General features: G+C 60.9%; 18 protein-coding genes. 9 read left to right on the top strand and 9 right to left on the bottom strand.

The genetic code is table 11. From position 1 onward, the window contains the following. Window positions 1-60: 60 nt before the first annotated feature. The 3 genes from ASD32_RS05395 to ASD32_RS05385 are packed head-to-tail and all read left to right on the top strand — an operon-like array spanning window position 61 to window position 3,249. Window positions 61-1,455, top strand: a complete 1,395-nt coding sequence (locus ASD32_RS05395) for a circularly permuted type 2 ATP-grasp protein (RefSeq protein WP_082546658.1) — start codon at window positions 61-63, stop codon at window positions 1,453-1,455. A gap of 6 nt (window positions 1,456-1,461) precedes the next feature. Then, window positions 1,462-2,400 carry an alpha-E domain-containing protein gene (locus ASD32_RS05390; RefSeq protein ID WP_060636991.1) on the top strand — a complete coding sequence of 313 codons (939 nt, stop codon included), beginning with the start codon at window positions 1,462-1,464 and terminating at the stop codon, window positions 2,398-2,400. Between the two features lie 21 nt (window positions 2,401-2,421). After that, entirely contained in the window at window positions 2,422-3,249 is an 828-nt protein-coding gene (locus ASD32_RS05385) for a transglutaminase family protein (protein ID WP_060636990.1), read from the top strand. Window positions 3,250-3,340: 91 nt separating this feature from the next. Here the strand turns inward: ASD32_RS05385 and ASD32_RS05380 are convergent, their stop codons facing one another. From ASD32_RS05380 to chvE, 7 genes are all read right to left on the bottom strand, one after another. Next, window positions 3,341-4,075, bottom strand: coding sequence for a hypothetical protein (locus ASD32_RS05380; protein ID WP_082546652.1), 735 nt, complete (start codon window positions 4,073-4,075; stop codon window positions 3,341-3,343). A gap of 270 nt (window positions 4,076-4,345) precedes the next feature. Beyond that, the gene (araD, locus tag ASD32_RS05375; protein WP_060636989.1) at window positions 4,346-6,085 is read right to left on the bottom strand and encodes an L-arabinonate dehydratase; all 1,740 of its coding nucleotides are present in this window, start codon (window positions 6,083-6,085) and stop codon (window positions 4,346-4,348) included. A gap of 74 nt (window positions 6,086-6,159) precedes the next feature. Further along, window positions 6,160-7,593: an aldehyde dehydrogenase family protein gene (locus ASD32_RS05370; protein ID WP_060636988.1), complete on the bottom strand. Its 1,434-nt coding sequence runs from the start codon at window positions 7,591-7,593 to the stop codon at window positions 6,160-6,162. Between the two features lie 66 nt (window positions 7,594-7,659). Further along, window positions 7,660-8,652, bottom strand: a complete 993-nt coding sequence (gene araD1 / locus ASD32_RS05365) for an AraD1 family protein (protein WP_060636987.1) — start codon at window positions 8,650-8,652, stop codon at window positions 7,660-7,662. 232 nt (window positions 8,653-8,884) lie between these two features. After that, entirely contained in the window at window positions 8,885-10,093 is a 1,209-nt protein-coding gene (gene mmsB, locus ASD32_RS05355; protein WP_060636985.1) for a multiple monosaccharide ABC transporter permease, read from the bottom strand. Then, on the bottom strand, window positions 10,093-11,628 hold the full coding sequence (gene mmsA / locus ASD32_RS05350) for a multiple monosaccharide ABC transporter ATP-binding protein (RefSeq protein ID WP_060637073.1): 1,536 nt from the start codon (window positions 11,626-11,628) through the stop codon (window positions 10,093-10,095). Before mmsA ends, mmsB begins: the two co-directional genes overlap by 1 nt. Window positions 11,629-11,748: 120 nt before the next feature. Beyond that, on the bottom strand, window positions 11,749-12,816 hold the full coding sequence (chvE, locus tag ASD32_RS05345) for a multiple monosaccharide ABC transporter substrate-binding protein (protein ID WP_060636984.1): 1,068 nt from the start codon (window positions 12,814-12,816) through the stop codon (window positions 11,749-11,751). A gap of 292 nt (window positions 12,817-13,108) precedes the next feature. On the opposite strand from chvE, the gene ASD32_RS05340 reads away from it, so the two are divergent. Both ASD32_RS05340 and ASD32_RS05335 read left to right on the top strand, forming a co-directional pair. Further along, window positions 13,109-14,086 carry a LysR family transcriptional regulator gene (locus ASD32_RS05340; protein ID WP_060636983.1) on the top strand — a complete coding sequence of 326 codons (978 nt, stop codon included), beginning with the start codon at window positions 13,109-13,111 and terminating at the stop codon, window positions 14,084-14,086. 53 nt (window positions 14,087-14,139) lie between these two features. Then, window positions 14,140-14,622: a hypothetical protein gene (locus ASD32_RS05335; RefSeq protein WP_060636982.1), complete on the top strand. Its 483-nt coding sequence runs from the start codon at window positions 14,140-14,142 to the stop codon at window positions 14,620-14,622. A gap of 3 nt (window positions 14,623-14,625) precedes the next feature. Here the strand turns inward: ASD32_RS05335 and ASD32_RS05330 are convergent, their stop codons facing one another. Then, on the bottom strand, window positions 14,626-14,853 hold the full coding sequence (locus ASD32_RS05330) for a hypothetical protein (RefSeq protein ID WP_060636981.1): 228 nt from the start codon (window positions 14,851-14,853) through the stop codon (window positions 14,626-14,628). A gap of 377 nt (window positions 14,854-15,230) precedes the next feature. On the opposite strand from ASD32_RS05330, the gene iolG reads away from it, so the two are divergent. Continuing rightward, complete coding sequence (iolG, locus tag ASD32_RS05325) at window positions 15,231-16,226, top strand: inositol 2-dehydrogenase (protein WP_060637072.1); 996 nt, start codon at window positions 15,231-15,233, stop codon at window positions 16,224-16,226. A gap of 66 nt (window positions 16,227-16,292) precedes the next feature. Here iolG and ASD32_RS05320 read toward each other — a convergent pair whose 3' ends face one another. Then, window positions 16,293-17,528, bottom strand: a complete 1,236-nt coding sequence (locus tag ASD32_RS05320) for an ROK family protein (protein ID WP_060636980.1) — start codon at window positions 17,526-17,528, stop codon at window positions 16,293-16,295. Window positions 17,529-17,756: 228 nt separating this feature from the next. On the opposite strand from ASD32_RS05320, the gene xylF reads away from it, so the two are divergent. The 3 genes from xylF to ASD32_RS05305 all read left to right on the top strand — a co-directional run bounded on the left by xylF (window position 17,757) and on the right by ASD32_RS05305 (window position 21,038). Continuing rightward, on the top strand, window positions 17,757-18,794 hold the full coding sequence (xylF, locus tag ASD32_RS05315; protein WP_060636979.1) for a D-xylose ABC transporter substrate-binding protein: 1,038 nt from the start codon (window positions 17,757-17,759) through the stop codon (window positions 18,792-18,794). 130 nt (window positions 18,795-18,924) lie between these two features. Next, entirely contained in the window at window positions 18,925-20,238 is a 1,314-nt protein-coding gene (locus ASD32_RS05310; RefSeq protein ID WP_060636978.1) for a sugar ABC transporter permease, read from the top strand. Window positions 20,239-20,252: 14 nt separating this feature from the next. Next, window positions 20,253-21,038 carry an ATP-binding cassette domain-containing protein gene (locus ASD32_RS05305; protein WP_060636977.1) on the top strand — a complete coding sequence of 262 codons (786 nt, stop codon included), beginning with the start codon at window positions 20,253-20,255 and terminating at the stop codon, window positions 21,036-21,038. The last annotated feature ends 40 nt before the right edge of the window (window positions 21,039-21,078 follow it).

The raw sequence follows: 21,078 nt of genomic DNA, 5'->3' as shown, positions 1-21,078 counted from the left end.
TGCCCTTGCTGTTGGTCTCAAATGACAAAAAAGGGGATCACACCGTTGGCATTTGACGAAATGATGAATGCGGACAATAGCCCGCGCCAGCCTTACACGACTTACAATGATTGGTACGCAGCCCAGGACAAGGCCCGCCTGATCGCCAAATCGAGGGAGGCCGAAAACATATTCCGCAAGACGGGCATTACCTTTGCTGTCTACGGACATGCAGACAGCTCCGAAAAGCTCATCCCCTTCGATCTCATCCCGCGCATTATTTCCGGCCGCGAATGGCGCAAGCTGGCGCAAGGCATCGAACAGCGGGTCATCGCGCTGAACGCCTTCCTCGACGACATCTACCACAAGCAGGAAATCATCAAGGCCGGCCGCGTTCCGCGCGAGCTGATCGAGCGCAATGTCGCCTTCCTGCCGCAGATGATCGGCTTTCGGCCGCCGGGCGGCGTCTATACCCATATTGTCGGCACCGATATCGTGCGCACCGGCGAGGATCAGTTCTACGTCCTCGAAGACAATGCCCGCACGCCCTCCGGCGTCAGCTACATGCTGGAAAACCGCGAAACGATGATGCAGATGTTCCCGGAACTCTTCCATCAGAACCGCGTCCGCCCGGTCGAAAACTATCCGTATCTGCTGCGCCATTCGCTGGCGTCTCTTGCGCCTCCCGGATGCGAAGGAAAGCCGCGTGTCGCGGTCCTCACCCCCGGCATCTACAATTCGGCCTATTACGAACATGCGTTCCTGGCCGACATGATGGGCGTCGAACTGGTCGAGGGATCGGACCTGCGCGTCATCGACGGCAAGGTGAAGATGCGCACCACGCGCGGCTACGAGGCGATCGATGTTCTCTACCGCCGCGTCGATGACGATTATCTCGATCCGCTGACCTTCAAGCCCGAATCTGCGCTCGGCGTTCCCGGCATCATGGATGTCTACCGCGCCGGCAATATCACCATCGCCAATGCGCCGGGTACCGGCATCTGCGACGACAAGGCGATCTATTCCTACATGCCCGAAATCGTCGAATTCTATACCGGCCGCAAGGCGCTGCTGGAAAACGTGCCGACCTGGCGCTGTTCGGAAGCCGACAGTTTGAAATATGTGCTCGAAAACCTCGCCGACCTCGTCGTCAAGGAAGTGCATGGGTCCGGCGGCTACGGCATGCTGGTCGGGCCGACGGCCTCCAAGAAGGAACGCGCCCTGTTTGCCGAAAAGCTGAAGGCGCGCCCTGCCAACTATATCGCTCAGCCGACGCTTTCGCTTTCGACAGTGCCGATCCTCGTCAACAAGGGCATCGCGCCACGCCATGTGGACCTGCGCCCTTATGTCCTCGTCTCCGATAAGGTGCAGATCATTCCGGGCGGGCTCACCCGCGTGGCTTTGAAGGCCGGCTCGCTGGTGGTGAATTCCAGCCAGGGCGGCGGCACCAAGGATACCTGGGTTCTGGAGGACTGATACGCAATGCTTGGAAGAACCGCAAACGGCCTCTACTGGATGTTCCGCTATATCGAGCGGGCCGAAAACAGCGCCCGGCTGATCGATGCCGGCCTGCGCATGTCGCTGACCCGCTCGGAGGCAACCGAAAACGATTGGGACGGCGTTCTGCAAAGCTCCGGCGTCCGCGACATCTACGACGACCTCTACCCGGCGCTCACCAGCGCCGACGCCATCGATTTCCTGCTGCGCGACAAGTCCAACCCCTCCAGCGTGATGTCCTGCATCGATTCCGGCCGCAACAATGCCCGGATGGTTCGCACCGCGCTGACGCGTGAAACCTGGGAAGCCACCAATGAATGCTGGCTGGATCTGAAGACGATGCTGGCAAGGCGCGTCAAGCCGGCGGACCTGCCGGAAGCCATCGACGCGATCAAGCAGAAGACCGCGCTGATCCGCGGCGCTTTCCACGGCACGATGCTGCGCAACGAGATCTTCAATTTCTCGCGCATCGGCACCTTCATCGAACGGGCGGACAACACAGCCCGCATTCTCGACGTGAAATATTACGTGCTGCTTCCGGCGGTGTCGCAGGTCGGCTCCTCGATCGACAATGTGCAATGGGAATCGATCCTGCGCTCGGTCTCGGCGCACCGGTCCTACGGCTGGGTCTACGAGGCGGAATACAAGCCGTCGAACATTGCCGACTTCCTGATCCTCAACGGCCGCATGCCGCGCTCGCTTGCCTATTGCTACGACAAGATCGTCAGCAATCTCGGCTATCTCGCGCGCGAATATGGCGAAGCGCACGCCGCCCACGCAACGGCGGAGGGAACACTCTCCTCGCTGCGCAGCCATTCGATCAAGGATGTGATGGACCAGGGGCTGCACGAATATATCGAGAACTTTATCAGCCACAACAACCGTCTGGGACAGGAAATCTCCGATGGTTACCGGTTCAACTGAGGTTCGGATGGGAGAGACCGCATGCGTCTGAAGATCAGCCACACCACCGAATATACCTATGCCGAACCGGTGCAATATTCGCTGCAACGGCTGCGCCTGACACCGCTGACGCAGACCGGGCAGACCGTCATCAGCTGGGAAACCTCCGTCGAGGGCGCCAAGATGGAAGTCGGCTATGACGACCATTTCGGCAACCGGGTCAATCTCGTCAGCGTCAACGGCGACCAGACCTCGATCCGCATCGTTGCGTCCGGCGAAGTGGAAACCGAGGACAAGGCTGGCGTCTACGGCGCGCACCAGGCCTATGCGCCGCTCTGGCTCTATCTGCGCGAAACGCCGCTGACCAAGATGACCAAGCCTATCCGCAATCTCGCCAAGGCGATGGTTGGCGACACGGACCTTGCCAAGATGCACGCGCTGATGGGCACGATCGCCGAAACGGTGGAATACAGGCAGGGCGAGACTGGAACGGAAACGACGGCCGAACAGGCGCTTTTGCAAAAAAGCGGCGTCTGCCAGGACCACGCCCATATCATGATCGCCGCTGCGCGCACACTCGGGTTGCCTGCCCGCTATGTGTCGGGATATCTGATGATGGAAGATCACCCCGAGCAGACCGCGAGCCATGCCTGGGCCGAAGTTCATCTCACCGGCCTCGGCTGGGTCGGCTTCGACGCCGCCAACAAGATGTGTCCTGACGACCGTTACGTACGCATTGCCTGCGGACTGGACTACCGGGACGCAGCGCCGATCTCTGGCCTGATCCATGGCGCCTCCAGCGAAGCGCTCAAGGTTTCGGTGACGGTCGAGCAGCAGGGCCAGAGCCAAAGCCAGACGCAGAGCCAGTAATCTCCTGACGAATGACAGCATGAAAAATCCCGCCATCATCAAAGCTGGCGGGATTTTCCGTTTTACAATGCCCAATTAACGCGCGGCCGAATTAACGCGCGGCGCTGGCCTGCAGCAGACGACAGAGGCTGACGAGGCTCGCATCATAGCCGCCCGAACCGGTGACATCGCGGCAACGGCGGATGAGACGGCGCTGCTCTGCGGACGACAGATTGTTGAAGGCGGCTACCGATGCCATTCCGGGTTTCGTGACACCATTGCCCGGGTTGACGCCAGTGCCGGGATTGCCGGTGCCGGGATTGGACGTCACCGGCGTATTGCCGCCGACACCTACGCCGACGCCGACGCCAACACCGTTGCCGCCGCCGATGCCGACCCCAACGCCCGCATTGACGCCGCGCGATCCGCCAAGTCCAAGGCCGGCACCGGCATTGACGCCGTTGCGTCCACCCGCACTGGCCGCAACGCCGGCGGACAAGCCACGGCTGCCGCCAACATTGGCGCCCACGCCTGCGTTAACGCCAGACCTGCCGCCCACAGACGCGGTCGCTCCGGCAGAAACGCCCTTGTTTCCGCCCACCGATGCACTTGCGCCGGCGTTGACACCCTTGCTGCCGCCGACAGAGGCGCCGACGCCAGCATTGACACCTTTACTGCCGCCAAGCGACGCTCCGACATTGGCGTTGATCCCGCCCTTTCCGCCGATCGATGCGCTGACACCGAGACCACCACGGTTGCCGTTCTTGTCGCGGGCCTCAGCGATTGGCGCGAGGGCCACGGCTGCGGCAAACATGCCGAGAGACAGGCTTACGATTGTGATTTTCATAACGTTCTCCTTCCCTTAAGCCGAAACCGGAGCGGCTCGGCACTGCAGAAGCAACCGGTTGAACCCGCCTTCGTTCCACACGCTATGCGGCTTCACGCAAGCCGGGTCAACGCGGCATAAGCGCGTTATCTTGCAGTTTAATCAACTGCGCCAAAATGGAGCAAATTGCCGGTTACTAAGGCGCCCACCATGCAGCGTGCGTTTAATGTTCCCCAGAATTAGAAAAGGCGGAGCAAATGCCCCGCCTTTTCGATTTCAAACTCATTCAGATCAGTGGCTGTCCTTGCCGACAGCACTTCCACGACATCCCTTGAGGAAGTCGAGGTCGGCGCCGGTATCTGCGCCTTCGACATGCTGCTGATGCAGGAAGGCATAACCCGATGTCGGCAGGTCGTGATGCGGCTTCCATTGGGACAGGCGCTCTGCCAGTTCCTGTTCGGAAATATCGAGATGCAGGCGGCGATTGGGCACGTCGAGCTCGATAAAGTCACCATTCCTGACCACGGCGAGCGGGCCGCCGACGGCTGCTTCCGGCGAGGTATGCAGCACGACCGTGCCATAGGCCGTACCGGACATGCGGGCATCGGAGATGCGCACCATGTCGGTAATGCCCTTCTTCAGCACTTTGGGCGGAAGACCCATATTGCCGACTTCGGCCATGCCCGGATAGCCCTTCGGTCCGCAGTTCTTCATGACCATGATGCAGGTCTCGTCGATATCGAGATTGTCATCGTTGATCTTGGCCTTGTAGTCGTCGATATCCTCGAACACGACGGCCCGGCCGCGATGCGTCAACAGATGCGGCGACGCCGCCGATGGCTTCAAAACTGCGCCCTTCGGCGCCAGATTGCCGCGCACCACGACGATGCCGCCCGATTGGGTCAGCGCCTTGTCGGTTGGCAGGATGACGTCCTCGTTCCAGTTGACGACGTCCTTGACCTCGTCCCACATGGTTTCGCCCGACACCGTCAGCGCATCCTTGTGCAGCAGGCCCGCTTCGCCCAGACGCTTGATGACGACAGGCAGGCCACCGGCATAGAAGAACTCTTCCATCAGGTACTTGCCGGACGGCATGAGGTTGACGATGGTCGGCACGTCGCGGCCGCAACGGTCCCAGTCGTCGAGCGTCAGGTCGATGCCGACCCGGCCGGCCATGGCGAGCAGATGGATGACGGCATTGGTCGATCCGCCGATGGCCGCATTGGTGCGGATGGCGTTTTCAAAGGCCTGTTTCGTCATGATGTCGGAGGGCTTCAGGTCGTCCTTGACCATCTGCACGATCCGGCGGCCGGTGAGCTGCGCCATGACCTTGCGGCGGCTATCGACGCCCGGGATCGCGGCATTGCCGGAAAGAGCCATGCCAAGCGCTTCGGCCATGGAGGCCATGGTGGAGGCGGTGCCCATCGTGTTGCAGGTGCCGGACGAACGGCTCATCGAGGCTTCCGCCTCCAGGAACTCGTCCTGCGTCATCTCGCCGGCCTTCACCATTTCGGAGAATTTCCACAGATGCGTACCGGAGCCGACGCGCTCGCCGCGGAAATAACCGTTCAGCATCGGGCCGCCGGTGACGACGATCGACGGCAGATCGACGGAGGCCGCAGCCATGATCAGCGATGGCGTGGTCTTGTCGCAGCCGACCAGAAGCACGCAGCCGTCCATCGGCTGGCCACGGATCGTCTCTTCGATCGCAAGTGCCGCAAGGTTGCGGTACATCATTGCGGTCGGGCGGAAGGTGTTTTCGGATGCCGAGAACACCGGCACTTCCATCGGGAAGCCGCCGGCCTCCCAGACGCCCGCCTTCACCTTTTCGGCAAGCTCGCGCAGATGGCCGTTGCACGGCGTCATATCCGACCAGGTGTTGAGAATGCCGATCACCGGGCGTCCGTCGAACAGGTCGTGTGGATATCCCTGGTTCTTCATCCAGCCGCGATGGTAGATCACGTCGCGGCTCGTGCCGCCGTACCATTCCTGGGACCGCAGCCTGCGCGGCCATTCCGCTTTCTTCGTCATAGTCCTTGTCCTTTAAGAGGGAGCGGACCGGGCCTTGCCCGGTCCTGAAATGTCTTCACGCCGGCGTAACGTCTTTACGCCAGCGTGTAGGCCGTCTTCACCACGGTGAAGAACTCGGCCGCATATTTGCCCTGCTCGCGCGAGCCGAAGGAGGAAGCCTTGCGGCCGCCGAACGGCACATGGAAATCGACACCGGCTGTCGGCAGGTTGACCATGACCATGCCGGCTTCCGAATTGCGCTTGAAATGCGTCGCGTGCTTGAGGCTCGTCGTGGCGATCCCCGCTGACAGACCGAATGGCGTGTCGTTGGCAACGCTGAGCGCCTCGTCATAATCCTTGACCCGGATGACCGAGGCGACAGGACCAAAAATCTCTTCGCGCGAGATACGCATCTGGTTGGTGGCTTCGGTAAACAGCGTCGGCTGCAGGTAGAAGCCCGGATTGTCGCGGGTAATCGTCTCGCCGCCGAAGGCAAGCTTGGCACCTTCCTGCTTGCCGATCGCGATATAGTCGGTATCGGTTGCCAGCTGCCGTTCATCGACCACAGGACCGATATGGGTGCCAGCCTTCAGCGCATCATCGACCACAAGCGTCTTCAGCTTTTCAGTCAGAGCCGCCACGAACGCGTCGTGGATGCCTTCGGTGACGATCAGGCGCGACGATGCGGTGCAGCGCTGGCCGGTCGAAAAGAAGCCGGAATTGGCAGCGGCTTCGACGGCGACGGTGAGGTCGGCATCGTCAAGCACGACCATCGGGTTCTTGCCGCCCATTTCCAGCTGGAACTTGCGGTTATGCTCGATAGAAGCGGCAGCGACGCGCTTGCCGGTCCCGGTCGAGCCGGTAAACGTGATACCGGCCAGATCAGGACTGTCGAGCATTGCCTGACCGACGACCGAACCTTTGCCCATGACGAGGTTGAGCACGCCCTTCGGCAGGCCGGCGCGATGCAGGATATCGACGATGGCCCAGGAGCAGCCCGGCACCAGTTCGGCCGGCTTGAAGACGATGGTATTGCCATAGCACAGCGCCGGCGCGATCTTCCAGGCGGGAATGGCGATCGGAAAGTTCCACGGCGTGATGATGCCGATGACGCCGATCGGCTCGCGGGTGATCTCGACGCCGATATTGGGGCGCACCGACGGCAGCACTTCGCCAGCCAATCGCAAGGCTTCTCCGGCAAAGAAATCGAAGATCTGCGCCGAACGGATGGTCTCGCCGATCGCTTCCGGCAGGGTCTTGCCTTCTTCGCGGGCCAGAAGCTTGCCGAGTTCGTCCTTGCGGGCGAGGATCTCGTCGGCGGTCTTTTTCAGGATGGCGTGACGTTCGAGAATGCCCGAGCGCGACCAGGCCGGAAATGCGGCCTTTGCAGCCGCGATTGCGGTCTTGGCATCGTCGGCGCTCGCCGTCGCGTAAAGTCCGACCACTTCATTGGTGTTGGAGGGGTTGATGTTCTCGACACCGTTGCTGCCGACCCATTCGCCGGCGATCAGGTTGTGATGGAGTGTCATAGGCTTGAAGCCTCCTTGGTTGCACAGGCGCCCTCAGACAGGCGCCCGCAGTCAAATCCATAGAAATCAGAGCTGGCCGATCGTCACGTCGTCTTCACCTGCAATCGCCAGCGTGTTGCGCAGCGGCAGGCCGAATTCGGCGGCCTCGATTTCAAAGACATCGCCCGCCTCGGTCTTGATGCCGTCACCGAAGGACAGCGTTGCCGTGCCGAACATATGGACATGGACATCGCCGGGCGCACGGAAAAGTCCGTATTTGAAGTGGTGATACTCCAGATTGGCGAAAGTATGGGACATGTTGGCTTCGCCCGACAGGAACGGCTTTTCCCAAAGGACGGCACCGTTGCGGAGGATGCGCGAGGTCCCGCGGATATCGCTGGGCGCTTCGCCGACCCGGATTTCCGGGCCGAAACTTGCCGGCCGCAGCTTGGAATGGGCGAGATAGAGATAGTTGACGCGCTCGGTCACATGATCGGAGAATTCGTTGGCGACGGCAAAGCCGATGCGGAAGGGAGCGCCCGTGTCGGAGATCACGTAGATGCCGGCCATTTCCGGCTCTTCGCCGCCATCCTGCGCAAAGGAGGGCGAGACGAGGTCGCCGCCGGGGGCGACCGTCTGGCTGCCATTGCCCTTGTAGAACCATTCGGGCTGAACGCCCTTTTCACCGGGCTTCGGCTTGCCGCCTTCCAGGCCCATCTTGAACATCTTCATCGTGTCTGTGGCGCCCTCTTCCACCTTGGATACCGCAGCGTGCATCGCATCACGCGTCGAGGCCGAGCCCAGATGCGTCAGGCCGGTGCCGGTCAGGTGCAGATGCGCATCATCGGGATGGGTGATCGGCGGAAGGAAATTGCCCCTGGCATAGGCGTCCTGCAAATCGACTTCCGAACCAAAACCATAGGTCTCGACGACAGCCTTGAGGCTTTTACCGGAATTGGCCGCTTCCATCGCCAGTGCGTAGACGCTTGCGGCGTTGTTGACCGCGCGTGCGGCCTGGCCTTCTTCGCGGACGGCGACCGTGATCGATCCGTCATTGTTCTTCACCTGGGAAATCAGCACAGCACTATCCTTTTTTCGATCCGGGCTGTCGTTTCGGTGTCCAGCGGCTGGCTTCCGGCAATGACAACCCATTGGGAGGCATGGCGCATGCTCCCGTTGGTGGCGGCAGGGCCGCCGTTCTCTTTATGATGCGTGGGCCGGAGCATCCCGCCAAATGTCAGCGCGGGACGCGCTCCGGCACCCATTTTTCGCCGCCGGACAAGGCCCGGCGCGCGGGACAGACCGGAACCGGTCAGCCCTTGTTTTTGTTGTAGACGTCGAAGAAGACCGCAGCCAGAAGCACGAGGCCCTTGACCAGCTGCTGGTAGTCGATGCCGAGACCCATGATCGACATGCCGTTGTTCATCACGCCCATGATCAGCGCGCCGATGACAGCGCCGGTGATCTTGCCAACGCCGCCCGATGCAGACGCGCCGCCGATGAAGCAGGCCGCGATCACGTCGAGCTCGAAGCCGACACCGGCCTTTGGCGTTGCCGAATTCAGGCGGGCCGCGATGATCATGCCGGCAAGAGCCGCCAGAACGCCCATGTTGACGAAGGTGTAGAACGTCAGCCGCTCGGTGTTGATACCGGAGAGCTTTGCCGCCTTCTCGTTGCCGCCCATCGCATAGATGCGGCGGCCGATCGTCGAGCGTGTGGTGATGAACGTGTAAAGCGCGATCAGGAGCCCCATGACGATCAGGACGTTCGGAAAGCCCTTGTAGGTCGAGAGCTGGAAGCCGAGGAAGATCGCCACGCCGGCAATGATGGCCATCTGACCGGCAAAGAACGCGAAAGGCTCGTTCTCGGTGCCGTGCTTGTCATTGTTGCGGCGGTCGCGCACGCCGTAATAGATGGCAAGCGCAATCAGGGCGACGACGACGACGAGCGCGAAGAAGTTGGTGATCGTGCCCGGCAGCGGATTGAGGAAATACAGGAAGTCGGGGACGAAGCCGGTCGACAGCGACTGGAAATCCTTCGGGAATGGGCCGATCGGCCGGTTCTGCAGGATGAGATAGGTCAGGCCGCGGAAGACGAGCATGCCCGCCAGCGTCACGATGAAGGCCGGGATTTTCTGGTAGGCGACCCAGTAACCCTGCGCCGCCCCGACCAGACCGCCGAGGATGAGGCAGACCGGCACGACGATGGAGTAATGAATGCCCCATTTCACCAGCATGATGGCCGACAGGCCGCCGGTAAACGCCACGATCGACCCGACCGACAGGTCGATATGACCGGCCACGATGATCAGCAGCATGCCCAGCGCCATGATGACGATGAAGGAGTTCTGCAGGATCAGGTTGGTGATGTTGACGGGGCGGAACAGAACGCCGCCGGTCATGAACTGGAAGAACAGCATGATGACGACGAGGGCGATGAGCAGGCCGTATTCCCGGATATTGCTTCTGAAGTAATCGCCAAGGGATGGTGTGGTTTTCTGAGCGCTTTTTTCGGCGGCCATTAGTGTTTCTCCCCGGAGCGCATGATGGCGCGCATGATGGATTCTTGACTTGCTTCCGCTTTCGAAAGCTCGGCGACGATGCGTCCTTCGTTCATGACGTAGACACGATCGCACGTTCCGAGCAGTTCCGGCATTTCCGACGAGATCATCAGAATGCCTTTTCCTTCGGCCGCAAGCTGGTTGATGATGGAGTAGATTTCATATTTCGCACCGACGTCGATGCCGCGCGTCGGTTCGTCGAGAATGAGAACCTCCGGGTTGGTGAACAGCCATTTTGACAGCACGACCTTCTGCTGGTTGCCGCCCGATAGATTGACGGCTTCCTGATAGATCGAGTGCGACCGGATGCGCAGCTTGGTGCGGTAGTCGGTGGCGACCTTGGCTTCCCGGTGGCCGTCAATGACACCGCCATTGGCCACAGCATCGAGATTTGCCAGCGTCGTGTTGTGCATGATGTTGTTGTTGAGCACCAGGCCGAGATGCTTGCGGTCTTCCGTCACATAGGCAAGGCCGGCATCGATGGCGCGCGGAATGGTGCTGACATCTACCGTCTTGCCGTGCATCAGCACCTCGCCGGTGATCTTGTGACCCCAGGACTTGCCGAAGATGCTCATCGCCGTTTCGGTGCGCCCTGCCCCCATCAGGCCGGCAATACCGACGACTTCGCCGGCCCGCACGGTGAAATTGATATCGTGCAGGAACTGCCGGTCGCGGTGATGCTGGTGGAAGACGTTCCAGTTCTTCACTTCCAGAAGCGTCTCGCCGATCTTGGGCTCGCGCGCCGGGTAGCGGTCTTCCATATCGCGGCCGACCATGCCCTTGATGATCCGGTCTTCGCTGATATCTTCGTTATGACAGTCGAGCGTTTCGACCGTCCCGCCGTCGCGGATGATGGTGATCTTGTCGGCGACCTTCTTGATCTCGTTCAGCTTGTGCGAAATGATGATCGAGGTCATGCCCTGCTTGCGGAACTCCATCAGAAGCTTCAACAGCGCGTCGGAATCGGTTTCGTTGAGCGATGCGGTCGGCTCGTCGAGGATGAGCAGCCGGACCTTCTTGGACAGCGCCTTGGCGATTTCGACCAGCTGCTGCTTGCCGATGCCGATATCGGTGATGCGCGCCGTCGGCGGTTCTCTCAGGCCCACTTTGTCGAGCAGTTCCTGGGTGCGCGAAAAGGTCTGCTTCCAGTCGATGACGCCGTTGGTGGCGAGCTCGTTGCCGAGGAAGATGTTTTCGGCGATCGACAGAAGCGGCACGAGCGCCAGTTCCTGGTGGATGATGATGATGCCCAGATGCTCGCTGTCGGAGATCGTGGAGAAGTTGCGAACTTCATTGTCGTAGTGAATTTCGCCGTCATAGGTTCCGGCGGGATAGACACCGCTCAGCACCTTCATCAGCGTCGATTTTCCGGCGCCGTTTTCGCCGACCAATGCGTGAATTTCACCTTCGCGAACCTTGAGGTTGACGTTGTCCAGGGCCTTTACGCCCGGAAACGTCTTGGTGATGCCCCGCATTTCAAGAATGATGTTGTCCATGTTCGGGTATTCCTGCGGCAGTCCGTGGATGATGAGGCCAGACACAGCGACAATACAAGTGTCTCATCAAGATAAAAGGGCCCGCAAATCAATCGCGGGCCCAGGATGGAACAGACGGGATCAGTTGTTGATCTGGTCTTCCGTGTAGTAACCGGCGCCGACCAGGACATCCTTGACGTTGGTCTTGTCAACAGCGACCGGCTTCAGGAGGTAGGACGGGATAACCTTGACGCCGTTGTCGTAGGTCTTGGTGTCGTTGATTTCCGGCTCCTTGCCGCCAATGATGGCGTCCGTCATCGAGACGGCAACCTTGGCAAGCTCGCGGGTATCCTTGAAGATCGAGGAATACTGTTCGCCAGCGAGGATCGACTTGACCGACGGAAGTTCGGCGTCCTGGCCGGTGACGATCGGCATCGGCATGTCGCCGGAACCGTAGCCAACGCCCTTCAGGGCCGAGATGATGCCGATCGAGAGACCATCGTAAGGCGACAGAACGCCGTCAACCTTGGCATCGGTATAGGTCGAGGACAGAAGGTTTTCCATGCGGGCCTGTGCAACGGCACCGTCCCAACGCAGCGTGCCGACCGTTTCCATGCCGGTCTGGCCGGACTTGATGACGATCTTCTTGGCATCGATCAGCGGCTGCAGAACCGACATTGCGCCATCGTAGAAGAAGAAGGCGTTGTTATCATCCGGCGAACCGCCGAACAGTTCGACATTCTTCGGCTCGGTTGCGCCGTCAAGCTTCAGGCCCTGGACGAGGGTCGTTGCCTGCAGAACGCCAACCTGGAAGTTGTCGAACGTTGCGTAATAGTCGACATTGCCGGAATCGCGGATCAGACGGTCGTAGGCGATGACCTTGACGCCGGCTTCGTGCGCCTTGGCCAGGATGTCGGAGAGCGTCGTGCCGTCGATGGCGCCGATGATCAGAACCTTGGCACCCTTGGTGACCATGTTCTCGATCTGGGCGAGCTGGTTTGGAATGTCGTCGTCAGCAAACTGCAGGTCCGCCGTGTAGCCGGCTTCCTTGAACAGCTTTTCCATGGTCTCGCCGTCGGAAATCCAGCGGGTCGAGGTCTTGGTCGGCATCGAGATGCCAACGGTGCCCTTGTCCTGGGCAATCGCCGGAACGACGAACGACGCCACGCTGAGCGCTGCGGCGGCGAGAAGCGAAGTAACTAATCTCATGTATCTCTCCCTGAGTGTTGATCCAGGCGGCGACCGGCCGGCCTCGATATGTGCAGCGCTTCGCATGCCGAGAGACCAGAATCTCTTGGCGGAAGTTTAAGGGGTGAAAGAAAGCCCTCCCAGGCCTTAACGCTCCCGAGCACGCTGGCGCACATCGTCGCAAACTGGAATCAAACATCATAACTGTCAAATACAATATGGGTGCATACTTATAACAATTTGGATATAGTAAGCGGCAACAGTGTGATTTTTTGCAGATGCGAAGGCATTTTTCTCGGAAGGTGGGCAAAATATGGACGATTCGATACCGGCCTTGACCGGTGCGGTGGATTATTCCGAGCGGGGAATTTTTCGCTTAGGCTTAAAAATGAGTCACCTGCAGCTGATTTTGGCCATCGAAGAGCATGGTCAGATCAGTGCGGCGGCTGATTCTCTCAGCATCTCGCAGCCGGCGGCGTCGCGCATGCTCAGCGAAATCGAGACGATCCTGAAGGCTCCGCTCTGTGCCCGCGTCGCCCGCGGCGTCGAGCTGACGCAATATGGCCGGGCACTGGCGCGCCGCGCCCGCACCATCTTCCTGGAACTGCGCGAAACGACGCGCGAGATCAACGAACTGAAAACCGGAAGCGGCGGCTCGGTCTCGCTGGGCTCCGTCACCGGTCCGGCCCTCAACCTCGCCGTCCCCGCCATCCGCCAAGTATCGACCGCCTATCCCGGCATCGAGATCAACATCCAGATCGAAAACAGCAACGTGCTGGTGCGCGAATTGCTGGCCGCCCGCCACGACTTCGTCATCGGCCGCATCCCCGACGACACGGATCCGCGCCAGTTCAACCTGATCGAACTCGGCGAGGAGGATGTCTGCCTGATCGTGCGCACCGGTCATCCGCTGCTGGAAAACGACAGTGTCAACTCCGCCGATCTGCCCGGCTACGACTGGGTGTTCCAGCCGTCGGGAACGCTCTTGCGGCGTGCCGTCGAGGACAGCTTCCTGTCGGCCGGAACGCCCCTTCCCGCGACCATCATCAACACCTCCTCGACCATTCTGACGGTGTCCATTGTCCGCCACACCAACGCGATTGCGCCGGTTGCCCGCGACGTCGCCACGCTGATTGCCGGAAGCGGCAGCCAGGCGGGCGAAATCCGGGTTCTTCCAACCGATTTCGATATCAAGATCCGCCCCTACAGCCTGATCACCGCACGCGGCCGCGCACTGCCGCCCAGTGCCAAGCTGCTTTACGACCTGATCCTGAAACAGAGTTCCGCCTGATCAGGCCCGCAAAACCTTGACATGCTATGTGACCCGGCAAAGCGGAGAGACAGATGTTCGGGATGTCGGTGTTCCAGTCGGTTCTGGAGCGGTTGAAGGCGGAAGAAGACGGCGTTGACGCTACTGAGGATGGGCAGGCGCCGGCGGCCCATATCCGCGGCCTGAACGGCGGCTTCGTCGGCGACCTTCCAGCATCGGGCTTTTCCGGCAGAGCCACGGTTCAGCGCGCCTATTTTGACACGGCCAGCGACGAGATGCTGGCCCCGGCAAAACCTCTCCCAAAGCCCGTTATGCCGCAGCCCGTCATGCCGCAGCACCTGGCCCGCATCCGTCCCGACGAGATCGCCGCCGATCTGGGGCTGACGGACGCCGAGAGCGTGCAGAGCCTCGCCGACAAACGCCGCCGTTTTGCCTCGGAAAACCATCCGGACCTGCACGATGCGGACTTTCGCAACAACGCGACCATGCGGATGAAAATCGCCAATATGCTGATCGACGAGGCGCAACGGCGCCTGCGGCTGATGCAGCGGCGCTGACCGTCAGGCCGGATCGTCGGTTTTGACCTCTTCGGCAATCTCGGTCTTCGGCTTGAAAAAGATGATCAGCACGCAGGCCGTATAGGCAGAAACCGCAAGAAAAATCATGCCCCAGGTGTTGGCACCGTTCCAGAACTCGACAGCCGTCCACGCTGAGCACAGCACCACGATCAAAAGCCTGACCCAAAGCGGCCTGTAGAACGGGTGGTCGGGGTCGATGAGCTTTATCATGCAAACTGTCCTTGAGGATCTGACCGGCCATGCGGGCCGCCTATCAAAGGCCACAGCTTTATGGCCAAAAGCATATTTGCCGCAAGAGGTGGTGGCTTAACAGCTTGACGGCGCCGCCTCAAAGAGAATAAATATTCCGAAAATCAGCTTTGTTACGTTTTTATTCCGATTTTCGATTTGCTGGAGGAGTGAGGCGGTGATCGGCATGGAGAAAACAGGGAGAGAGAGTGCGCCCGCCCGCCAAACGCGACCGGCAGGCGCCTGAGACTGTCTTCACACGCATCAGCGCGGATCTGTCTTCCGCAACGCCTGTCCGGAGTGAGCGTCATCACCCCGTCCCTTCGCGGCGCTGTGCCGCTCGTCAAAAAGAGATGAACATGACCGTCAGATTTGGTCTTCTCGGCGCCGGCCGTATCGGCAAGGTCCACGCTAAAGCCGTCAGCGGCAATCCGGATGCCATCCTCGTCGCCGTTGCCGATGCCTTTCCAGAGGCCGCCAACGCCATCGCCAAGCAATATGGCTGCGCGGTCCGCACCATCGAAGAGATCGAAACATCGGCGGATATCGACGCCGTGGTCATCTGCACCCCGACGGATACCCATGCCGACCTGATCGAGCGCTTTGCCCGCGCCGGCAAGGCGATCTTCTGCGAAAAGCCGATCGATCTCGACGTCACCCGCGTGCGCGAATGCATGAAGGTCGTCGAGGAGACCAAGGGCAAGCTGATGGTCGGCTTCAACCGCCGCTTCGATCCGCATTTCATGGCCGTGCGCAAGGCGATTGACGACGGCAAGATCGGCGATGTGGAAATGGTGACGATCATTTCGCGCGATCCGGGCGCTCCGCCGGTCGATTATATCAAGCGGTCGGGCGGCATCTTCCGCGACATGACCATCCATGATTTCGACATGGCCCGCTTCCTGCTCGGCGAGGAGCCGGTCGCCGTCACCGCCCATGCGGCAGTGCTGGTCGATCCGGAAATCGGCAAGGCTGGCGATTATGATAGCGTCTCGGTCATTCTGGAGACGGCATCCGGCAAGCAGGCGATCATCTCGAACTCGCGCCGCGCCACCTATGGCTACGACCAGCGCATCGAAGTGCACGGCTCCAAGGGCGTCGTTTCCGCCGAAAACCAGCGCGCCGTCTCGATCGAAATTGCCAATGGCGACGGCTATACCCGCCCCCCGCTGCATGATTTCTTCATGACCCGCTACACCGAAGCCTATGCCAACGAAATCGCCGGCTTCATTTCCGCGATCGAAAAGGGCACCAAGATCACCCCATCGGGCGCCGACGGCCTGGCGGCCCTGGCGCTGGCCGACGCCGCCGTCAAATCCGTCACCGAAAAACGCCAGATCCGCGTCGGGGAATAACGGCTGGGCGCATTGACGAGAGGCCGGGGTTCGCCCCGGCCTTTCTTGTATCCGGCCTTTTTCATATCAAGCCTGGTCTGCCGATGCCGGCAAAGGCCGGAAGGCGGCGATGTCGTGGTCCATGTCGGTCAGGGCCCGGTCCAGATGTCCGTCAAAGACCAGCCGCTGCTCATCGACAATCACCGAAATGTCCGGCCTTCCTTGCAGACGCACCTCATGCGACTGCTCGAGCCCCTCGTCGATGCCCCGTTGCAAAAGGTCGAAATAGCGCGTTCCCGGCCCCGTAATATGGATCGGCATGCGGCCATAAAGGCTGAGCAGCCGGGAAAGCCCGTTGCCGAGCGCAATGCCGGCCTGGCGGAAGGCATAGCCCGCCATGCGGTTTCCCTGGCGCGCGCTCAAGGCGATCTTGTCCATTTCCGCTAGCGGCACGAACTTGGCCGGGATCGTATCGGGCGGCACTTCAAAGGCGGTGCGCAAAATTCCGTAAAAGCCTGCCGAGGCCTCGATGCAGCCAAACGCGCCGCAGCGGCACAGGCAGCCGTTGGCCGCATGCAGCATATGGCCGAAATTGGGGGCCGTCACTTCCAGTTCGCCGAACCGGTCCTTGCGGGCAACGCCGAGCCCGATGCTGTGGCCAAGCGACAGGGCGGCAAGCGCGCGAAACGCGCCGGACTGGCTGGCATCCGCCTTCATCCCCAGCGCCTGCGCGACCAGAAGCGTCTCGTTGTTCAACGTGACTTTCGCGCGCCATTCCGGCTGCAGCAGCGAAACGAAATCGATCTGTTCCCCGCCAAAGACCGGCGACCACAACAGCCGCTTGCCATCGGCATCGACAGTGCCTTTGCTGGAAATCGACACGGCAAGGATCTGCGTCTTTTCCAGCCGCGACCGGTGAATGAGGCGGGCCAGCGCATCAAGGAATTCATCGGCAAAATGCTGCGTGCCGGCAACCTTGTGATTGCGCGGTTCCTCGAACCGGTCGATCAACCGGCCGGAATAATCGACCAGCGAATATTGCACCACATCCGAGGAGATGCGCACGGCGATGAGAAAGCCACTGTCGCGGCGCTGCGCAAACAGCACGCGTGGCCGCCCGCGGCCCGACGGCACCTGTTGCTCCGCCTTTTCGATGACCCCTGCCCGTTCCAGCTCGGCGGTGATCGCCGACACTGTCGCGGACGCAAGGCCGGTATGCTCGGATATATCGGTATGGGAGAGCGGCCCGAGGCGGCGCAAGGTCGCAAGCACGAGGGCGCTGTTTTGCTGACGCACCAGTTCGGTGCTGGATTTGATCAGCATTGAGCGTCCCTGTTATTCACGAATTCCCCACACACATGCCCCTCCCAAAGCATCTGCCCTATGTCAAACGGCCTGTCCAGAGCCGTGTTGACAGGCTCGGAAAACTCTGACATCTATTTTCTCGACTGTCGAGAAAAAACTCTTTCGGGTTTACGGCAGGCAAATTTGCTGGCCGGGGGCCGTGCGGGAGGTTCGCGCGGACGGTCAGCGGCCACTTGGGAGGACTTCATGAAATCAGTTTTGACACTGATGGCAGGCGCTGCCATCATCGTATCCCTGCACACGGCAGCCATGGCCAAGGATCTGGTCGTCGGCGTTTCCTGGTCGAACTTCCAGGAAGAGCGCTGGAAGACCGACGAAGCCGCAATCAAGACAGCACTCGAAGCATCCGGCGACAAGTATATTTCCGCTGACGCCCAGTCTTCGGCTGCCAAGCAGCTGACCGACGTGGAATCGCTGATCTCGCAGGGCGCCAATGCGCTGATCATTCTTGCGCAGGACAGTGACGCGATCGGCCCGGCCATCGAAAAGGCCGCCGCAGAAGGCATTCCGGTCGTCGGCTATGACCGCCTGATCGAAAATCCTGCCGCGTTCTACATCACCTTCGACAATAAGGAAGTCGGCCGCCTGCAGGCGCAGGAAGTCTTCAAGGCAAAGCCTGAAGGCAACTACGTCTTCATCAAGGGCTCGTCTTCCGATCCGAACGCAGACTTCCTCTTTGCCGGTCAGCAAGAAGTGCTGAAAGCTGCGATCGATGCAGGCAAGATCAAGAATGTCGGCGAAGCCTATACCGACGGCTGGAAGCCGGAAAATGCCCAGAAGAACATGGAGCAGTTCCTGACCGCCAACGACAACAAGGTCGATGCTGTCGTCGCCTCCAATGACGGTACTGCCGGTGGCGCGATCGCGGCACTCGACGCACAGGGCCTCGCCGGTTCCGTGCCGGTGTCCGGCCAGGATGCCGACAAGGCCGCGCTCAACCGCGTTGCTCTCGGCACCCAGACGGTCTCGGTCTGGAAGGACAGCCGTGAACTCGGCAAGCGCGCGGCCGAAATCGCCGCTTCGCTCGCCGCCGGCAAGACCATGGACGAGATTGAAGGCGTCGCAGCTTTCAAGGGCGGCCCGAAGGGCGTCGAGATGAAGTCGGTCTTCCTCGCTCCGCTGCCGATCACCAAGGACAATCTTAACGTCGTCATCGACGCCGGCTGGATTTCCAAGGAAGAAGCCTGCCAGGGCGTCAAGGGCGACGTCGCAGCGTGCAAGTAATCACGCGCAGATTTTGCTAGACTGACCTGATTGTAACGCCGCAACGCGACACGTTGCGGCGTTTACGCAGGTGGATGGCGCCTGCACACGCGCAAATCAAGACATAGACCGGTGGGGGAGCGGCAACACCATGGCCAACACGACACATACCGCACACGTAAGCAGTGCCCGAAATACGACGGAAAATCCGTTGCGGCGCTTCTTCCGGGCAACCGAGCTCGACACCCGCCTTCTGGGTATGATCGGCGCCCTGCTGATCATCTGGATCGGCTTCCAGATCATGACCGACGGCCTCTTCCTGACGCCGCGCAATCTGTGGAACCTGTCGGTACAGACAGCGTCCGTCGCCGTCATGGCAACCGGCATGGTGCTGGTCATCGTGACGCGCAATATCGACCTTTCCGTCGGATCCATTCTCGGCTTCGTGGGGATGTTCATGGGCGTGCTGCAGGCGGAAATCCTGCCGCAGATCATCGGCTTCAACAATCCGGCAACCTGGATCATCACGCTGCTGGCCGGCATCCTGCTTGGCGCGTCCATCGGCGCATTCCACGGCGTCATCATCGCCTTCCTCAACGTGCCCTCGTTCATCGTCACGCTGGGCGGCCTGCTGGTCTGGCGCGGCGCGACCTGGTTTGTCACCAGCGGCCGCACCGTTGCGCCCATGGACGTCAATTTCCGCCTGATGGGCGGCGGCACGGAAGGTTCGATCGGCGCCACGGCAAGCTGGATCGTGGCCGTGCTTGCCTGCATCGCCATTGTCGCGACGATCATCAATTCGCGCAAGCAGCGCAAGCGCTTCGGCTTTCCCCGCCGCCCGGTCTGGGCCGAATATTTCCTCTCCGTGCTCGGCTGTGCGCTGGTCATCGGCGCCGTGGCCGTCGCCAACCATTATTACTGGCCGACCAATATCGCCCGCAAATATGCCGATGCCAACGGCATTGCCTGGCCTGAAGGCGGTCTGCAGATTCCGCACGGCATCGCCATTCCCGTGCTGATGGCCGTCGTCGTCGGCATCGTCATGACCTTCATTTCGACACGCCTGCGCTTTGGCCGCTACGTCTTTGCCATCGGCGGCAATCCGGAGGCTGCCGAACTCGCGGGGATCAAGACCCGCTGGGTCACGGTGCGGATCTTTGCGCTGATGGGCATGCTCTGCGCCATCGCGGCCGCCATCTCCACGGCCCGCCTGAACGCAGCCACCAATGCGCAGGGCGAGCTCGACGAACTCTATACTATCGCGGCTGCCGTGATCGGCGGCACGTCGCTTGCCGGCGGCACCGGCACCATCGCCGGCGCCATGCTCGGCGCCTTTGTCATGCAATCGCTGCAATCGGGCATGGTGCTTCTGGGCATCGACAGCCCGCTGCAACGCATCGTCGTCGGTATCGTCCTGGTCGTGGCCGTTTGGCTCGATACGGTCTATCGCGGCCGGGCCAAGTAAGAGGAGGCCGAACAATGACGGACACCCGCACTCCACTTGTGGAAATGAAGAATATTTCCATCTCCTTCGGCGGCATCCATGCTGTCGACAATGCCTCGATCGACCTTTACCCCGGCGAAGTCGTGGCCCTTCTCGGCCATAATGGTGCCGGCAAATCGACGCTGATCAAAATCCTGTCGGGCGCCTACAAGCGCGATGCCGGCGAAATCCTGATCAACGGCGAAGCCGCTGCAATCAGCAATCCGCGCGACGCCAAGAAATACGGTATCGAGACGATCTACCAGACGCTTGCCGTCGCCGACAATGTCGATGCGGCCGCCAACCTCTATCTCGGCCGCGAGTTGCGCACCCCCTGGGGCACGCTCGACGATGTGGCGATGGAAGCCAAGGCGCGCGAAGTGATGGGACGGCTCAACCCGAACTTCCGCCGCTTCAAGGAACCCGTGAAGGCTCTGTCGGGCGGACAGCGCCAGTCGGTGGCCATCGCCCGCGCCATCCTGTTTGATGCCCGCATCCTGATCATGGACGAGCCGACGGCGGCACTGGGGCCACAGGAAACGGCGCAGGTCGGCGAACTGATCAAGCAGCTGAAGCGCGAAGGCATCGGCATCTTCCTGATCAGTCACGATATCCACGACGTCTTCGACCTTGCCGACCGCGTCTCGGTGATGAAGAACGGCCAGGTCGTCGGCCATGCCCGCACCGAGGACGTCACCAAGGACGAGGTCCTGGGCATGATCATCCTCGGCAAGGTTCCGCCAAAGGCTATTGCCGGCCCCGGCGCCATGCAGACTGCATAACTGAAAATTGCGCCGTTCCGGGGAGGCGCCCTCCCCGGAA

Source organism: Rhizobium sp. Root483D2, assembly GCF_001426685.1.
Lineage (GTDB): Bacteria > Pseudomonadota > Alphaproteobacteria > Rhizobiales > Rhizobiaceae > Pararhizobium > Pararhizobium qamdonense.
This window is presented reverse-complemented; position numbering and strand designations above follow the sequence as displayed.

What these genes read in the sequence shown, in the direction of transcription:
- ASD32_RS05370 (WP_060636988.1), bottom strand. Translation starts at nt 7,593, where the DNA reads ATGACACTCCATCACAACCTGATCGCCGGCGAATGGGTCGGCAGCAAC.
- ASD32_RS05310 (WP_060636978.1), top strand. Translation starts at nt 18,925, where the DNA reads ATGGCCAACACGACACATACCGCACACGTAAGCAGTGCCCGAAATACG.
- ASD32_RS05390 (WP_060636991.1), top strand. Translation starts at nt 1,462, where the DNA reads ATGCTTGGAAGAACCGCAAACGGCCTCTACTGGATGTTCCGCTATATC.
- chvE (WP_060636984.1), bottom strand. Translation starts at nt 12,816, where the DNA reads ATGAGATTAGTTACTTCGCTTCTCGCCGCCGCAGCGCTCAGCGTGGCG.
- ASD32_RS05305 (WP_060636977.1), top strand. Translation starts at nt 20,253, where the DNA reads ATGACGGACACCCGCACTCCACTTGTGGAAATGAAGAATATTTCCATC.
- ASD32_RS05385 (WP_060636990.1), top strand. Translation starts at nt 2,422, where the DNA reads ATGCGTCTGAAGATCAGCCACACCACCGAATATACCTATGCCGAACCG.
- araD (WP_060636989.1), bottom strand. Translation starts at nt 6,085, where the DNA reads ATGACGAAGAAAGCGGAATGGCCGCGCAGGCTGCGGTCCCAGGAATGG.
- ASD32_RS05340 (WP_060636983.1), top strand. Translation starts at nt 13,109, where the DNA reads ATGGACGATTCGATACCGGCCTTGACCGGTGCGGTGGATTATTCCGAG.
- ASD32_RS05380 (WP_082546652.1), bottom strand. Translation starts at nt 4,075, where the DNA reads ATGAAAATCACAATCGTAAGCCTGTCTCTCGGCATGTTTGCCGCAGCC.
- xylF (WP_060636979.1), top strand. Translation starts at nt 17,757, where the DNA reads ATGAAATCAGTTTTGACACTGATGGCAGGCGCTGCCATCATCGTATCC.
- ASD32_RS05320 (WP_060636980.1), bottom strand. Translation starts at nt 17,528, where the DNA reads ATGCTGATCAAATCCAGCACCGAACTGGTGCGTCAGCAAAACAGCGCC.
- mmsB (WP_060636985.1), bottom strand. Translation starts at nt 10,093, where the DNA reads ATGGCCGCCGAAAAAAGCGCTCAGAAAACCACACCATCCCTTGGCGAT.
- iolG (WP_060637072.1), top strand. Translation starts at nt 15,231, where the DNA reads ATGACCGTCAGATTTGGTCTTCTCGGCGCCGGCCGTATCGGCAAGGTC.
- mmsA (WP_060637073.1), bottom strand. Translation starts at nt 11,628, where the DNA reads ATGGACAACATCATTCTTGAAATGCGGGGCATCACCAAGACGTTTCCG.
- ASD32_RS05330 (WP_060636981.1), bottom strand. Translation starts at nt 14,853, where the DNA reads ATGATAAAGCTCATCGACCCCGACCACCCGTTCTACAGGCCGCTTTGG.
- ASD32_RS05335 (WP_060636982.1), top strand. Translation starts at nt 14,140, where the DNA reads ATGTTCGGGATGTCGGTGTTCCAGTCGGTTCTGGAGCGGTTGAAGGCG.
- ASD32_RS05395 (WP_082546658.1), top strand. Translation starts at nt 61, where the DNA reads ATGATGAATGCGGACAATAGCCCGCGCCAGCCTTACACGACTTACAAT.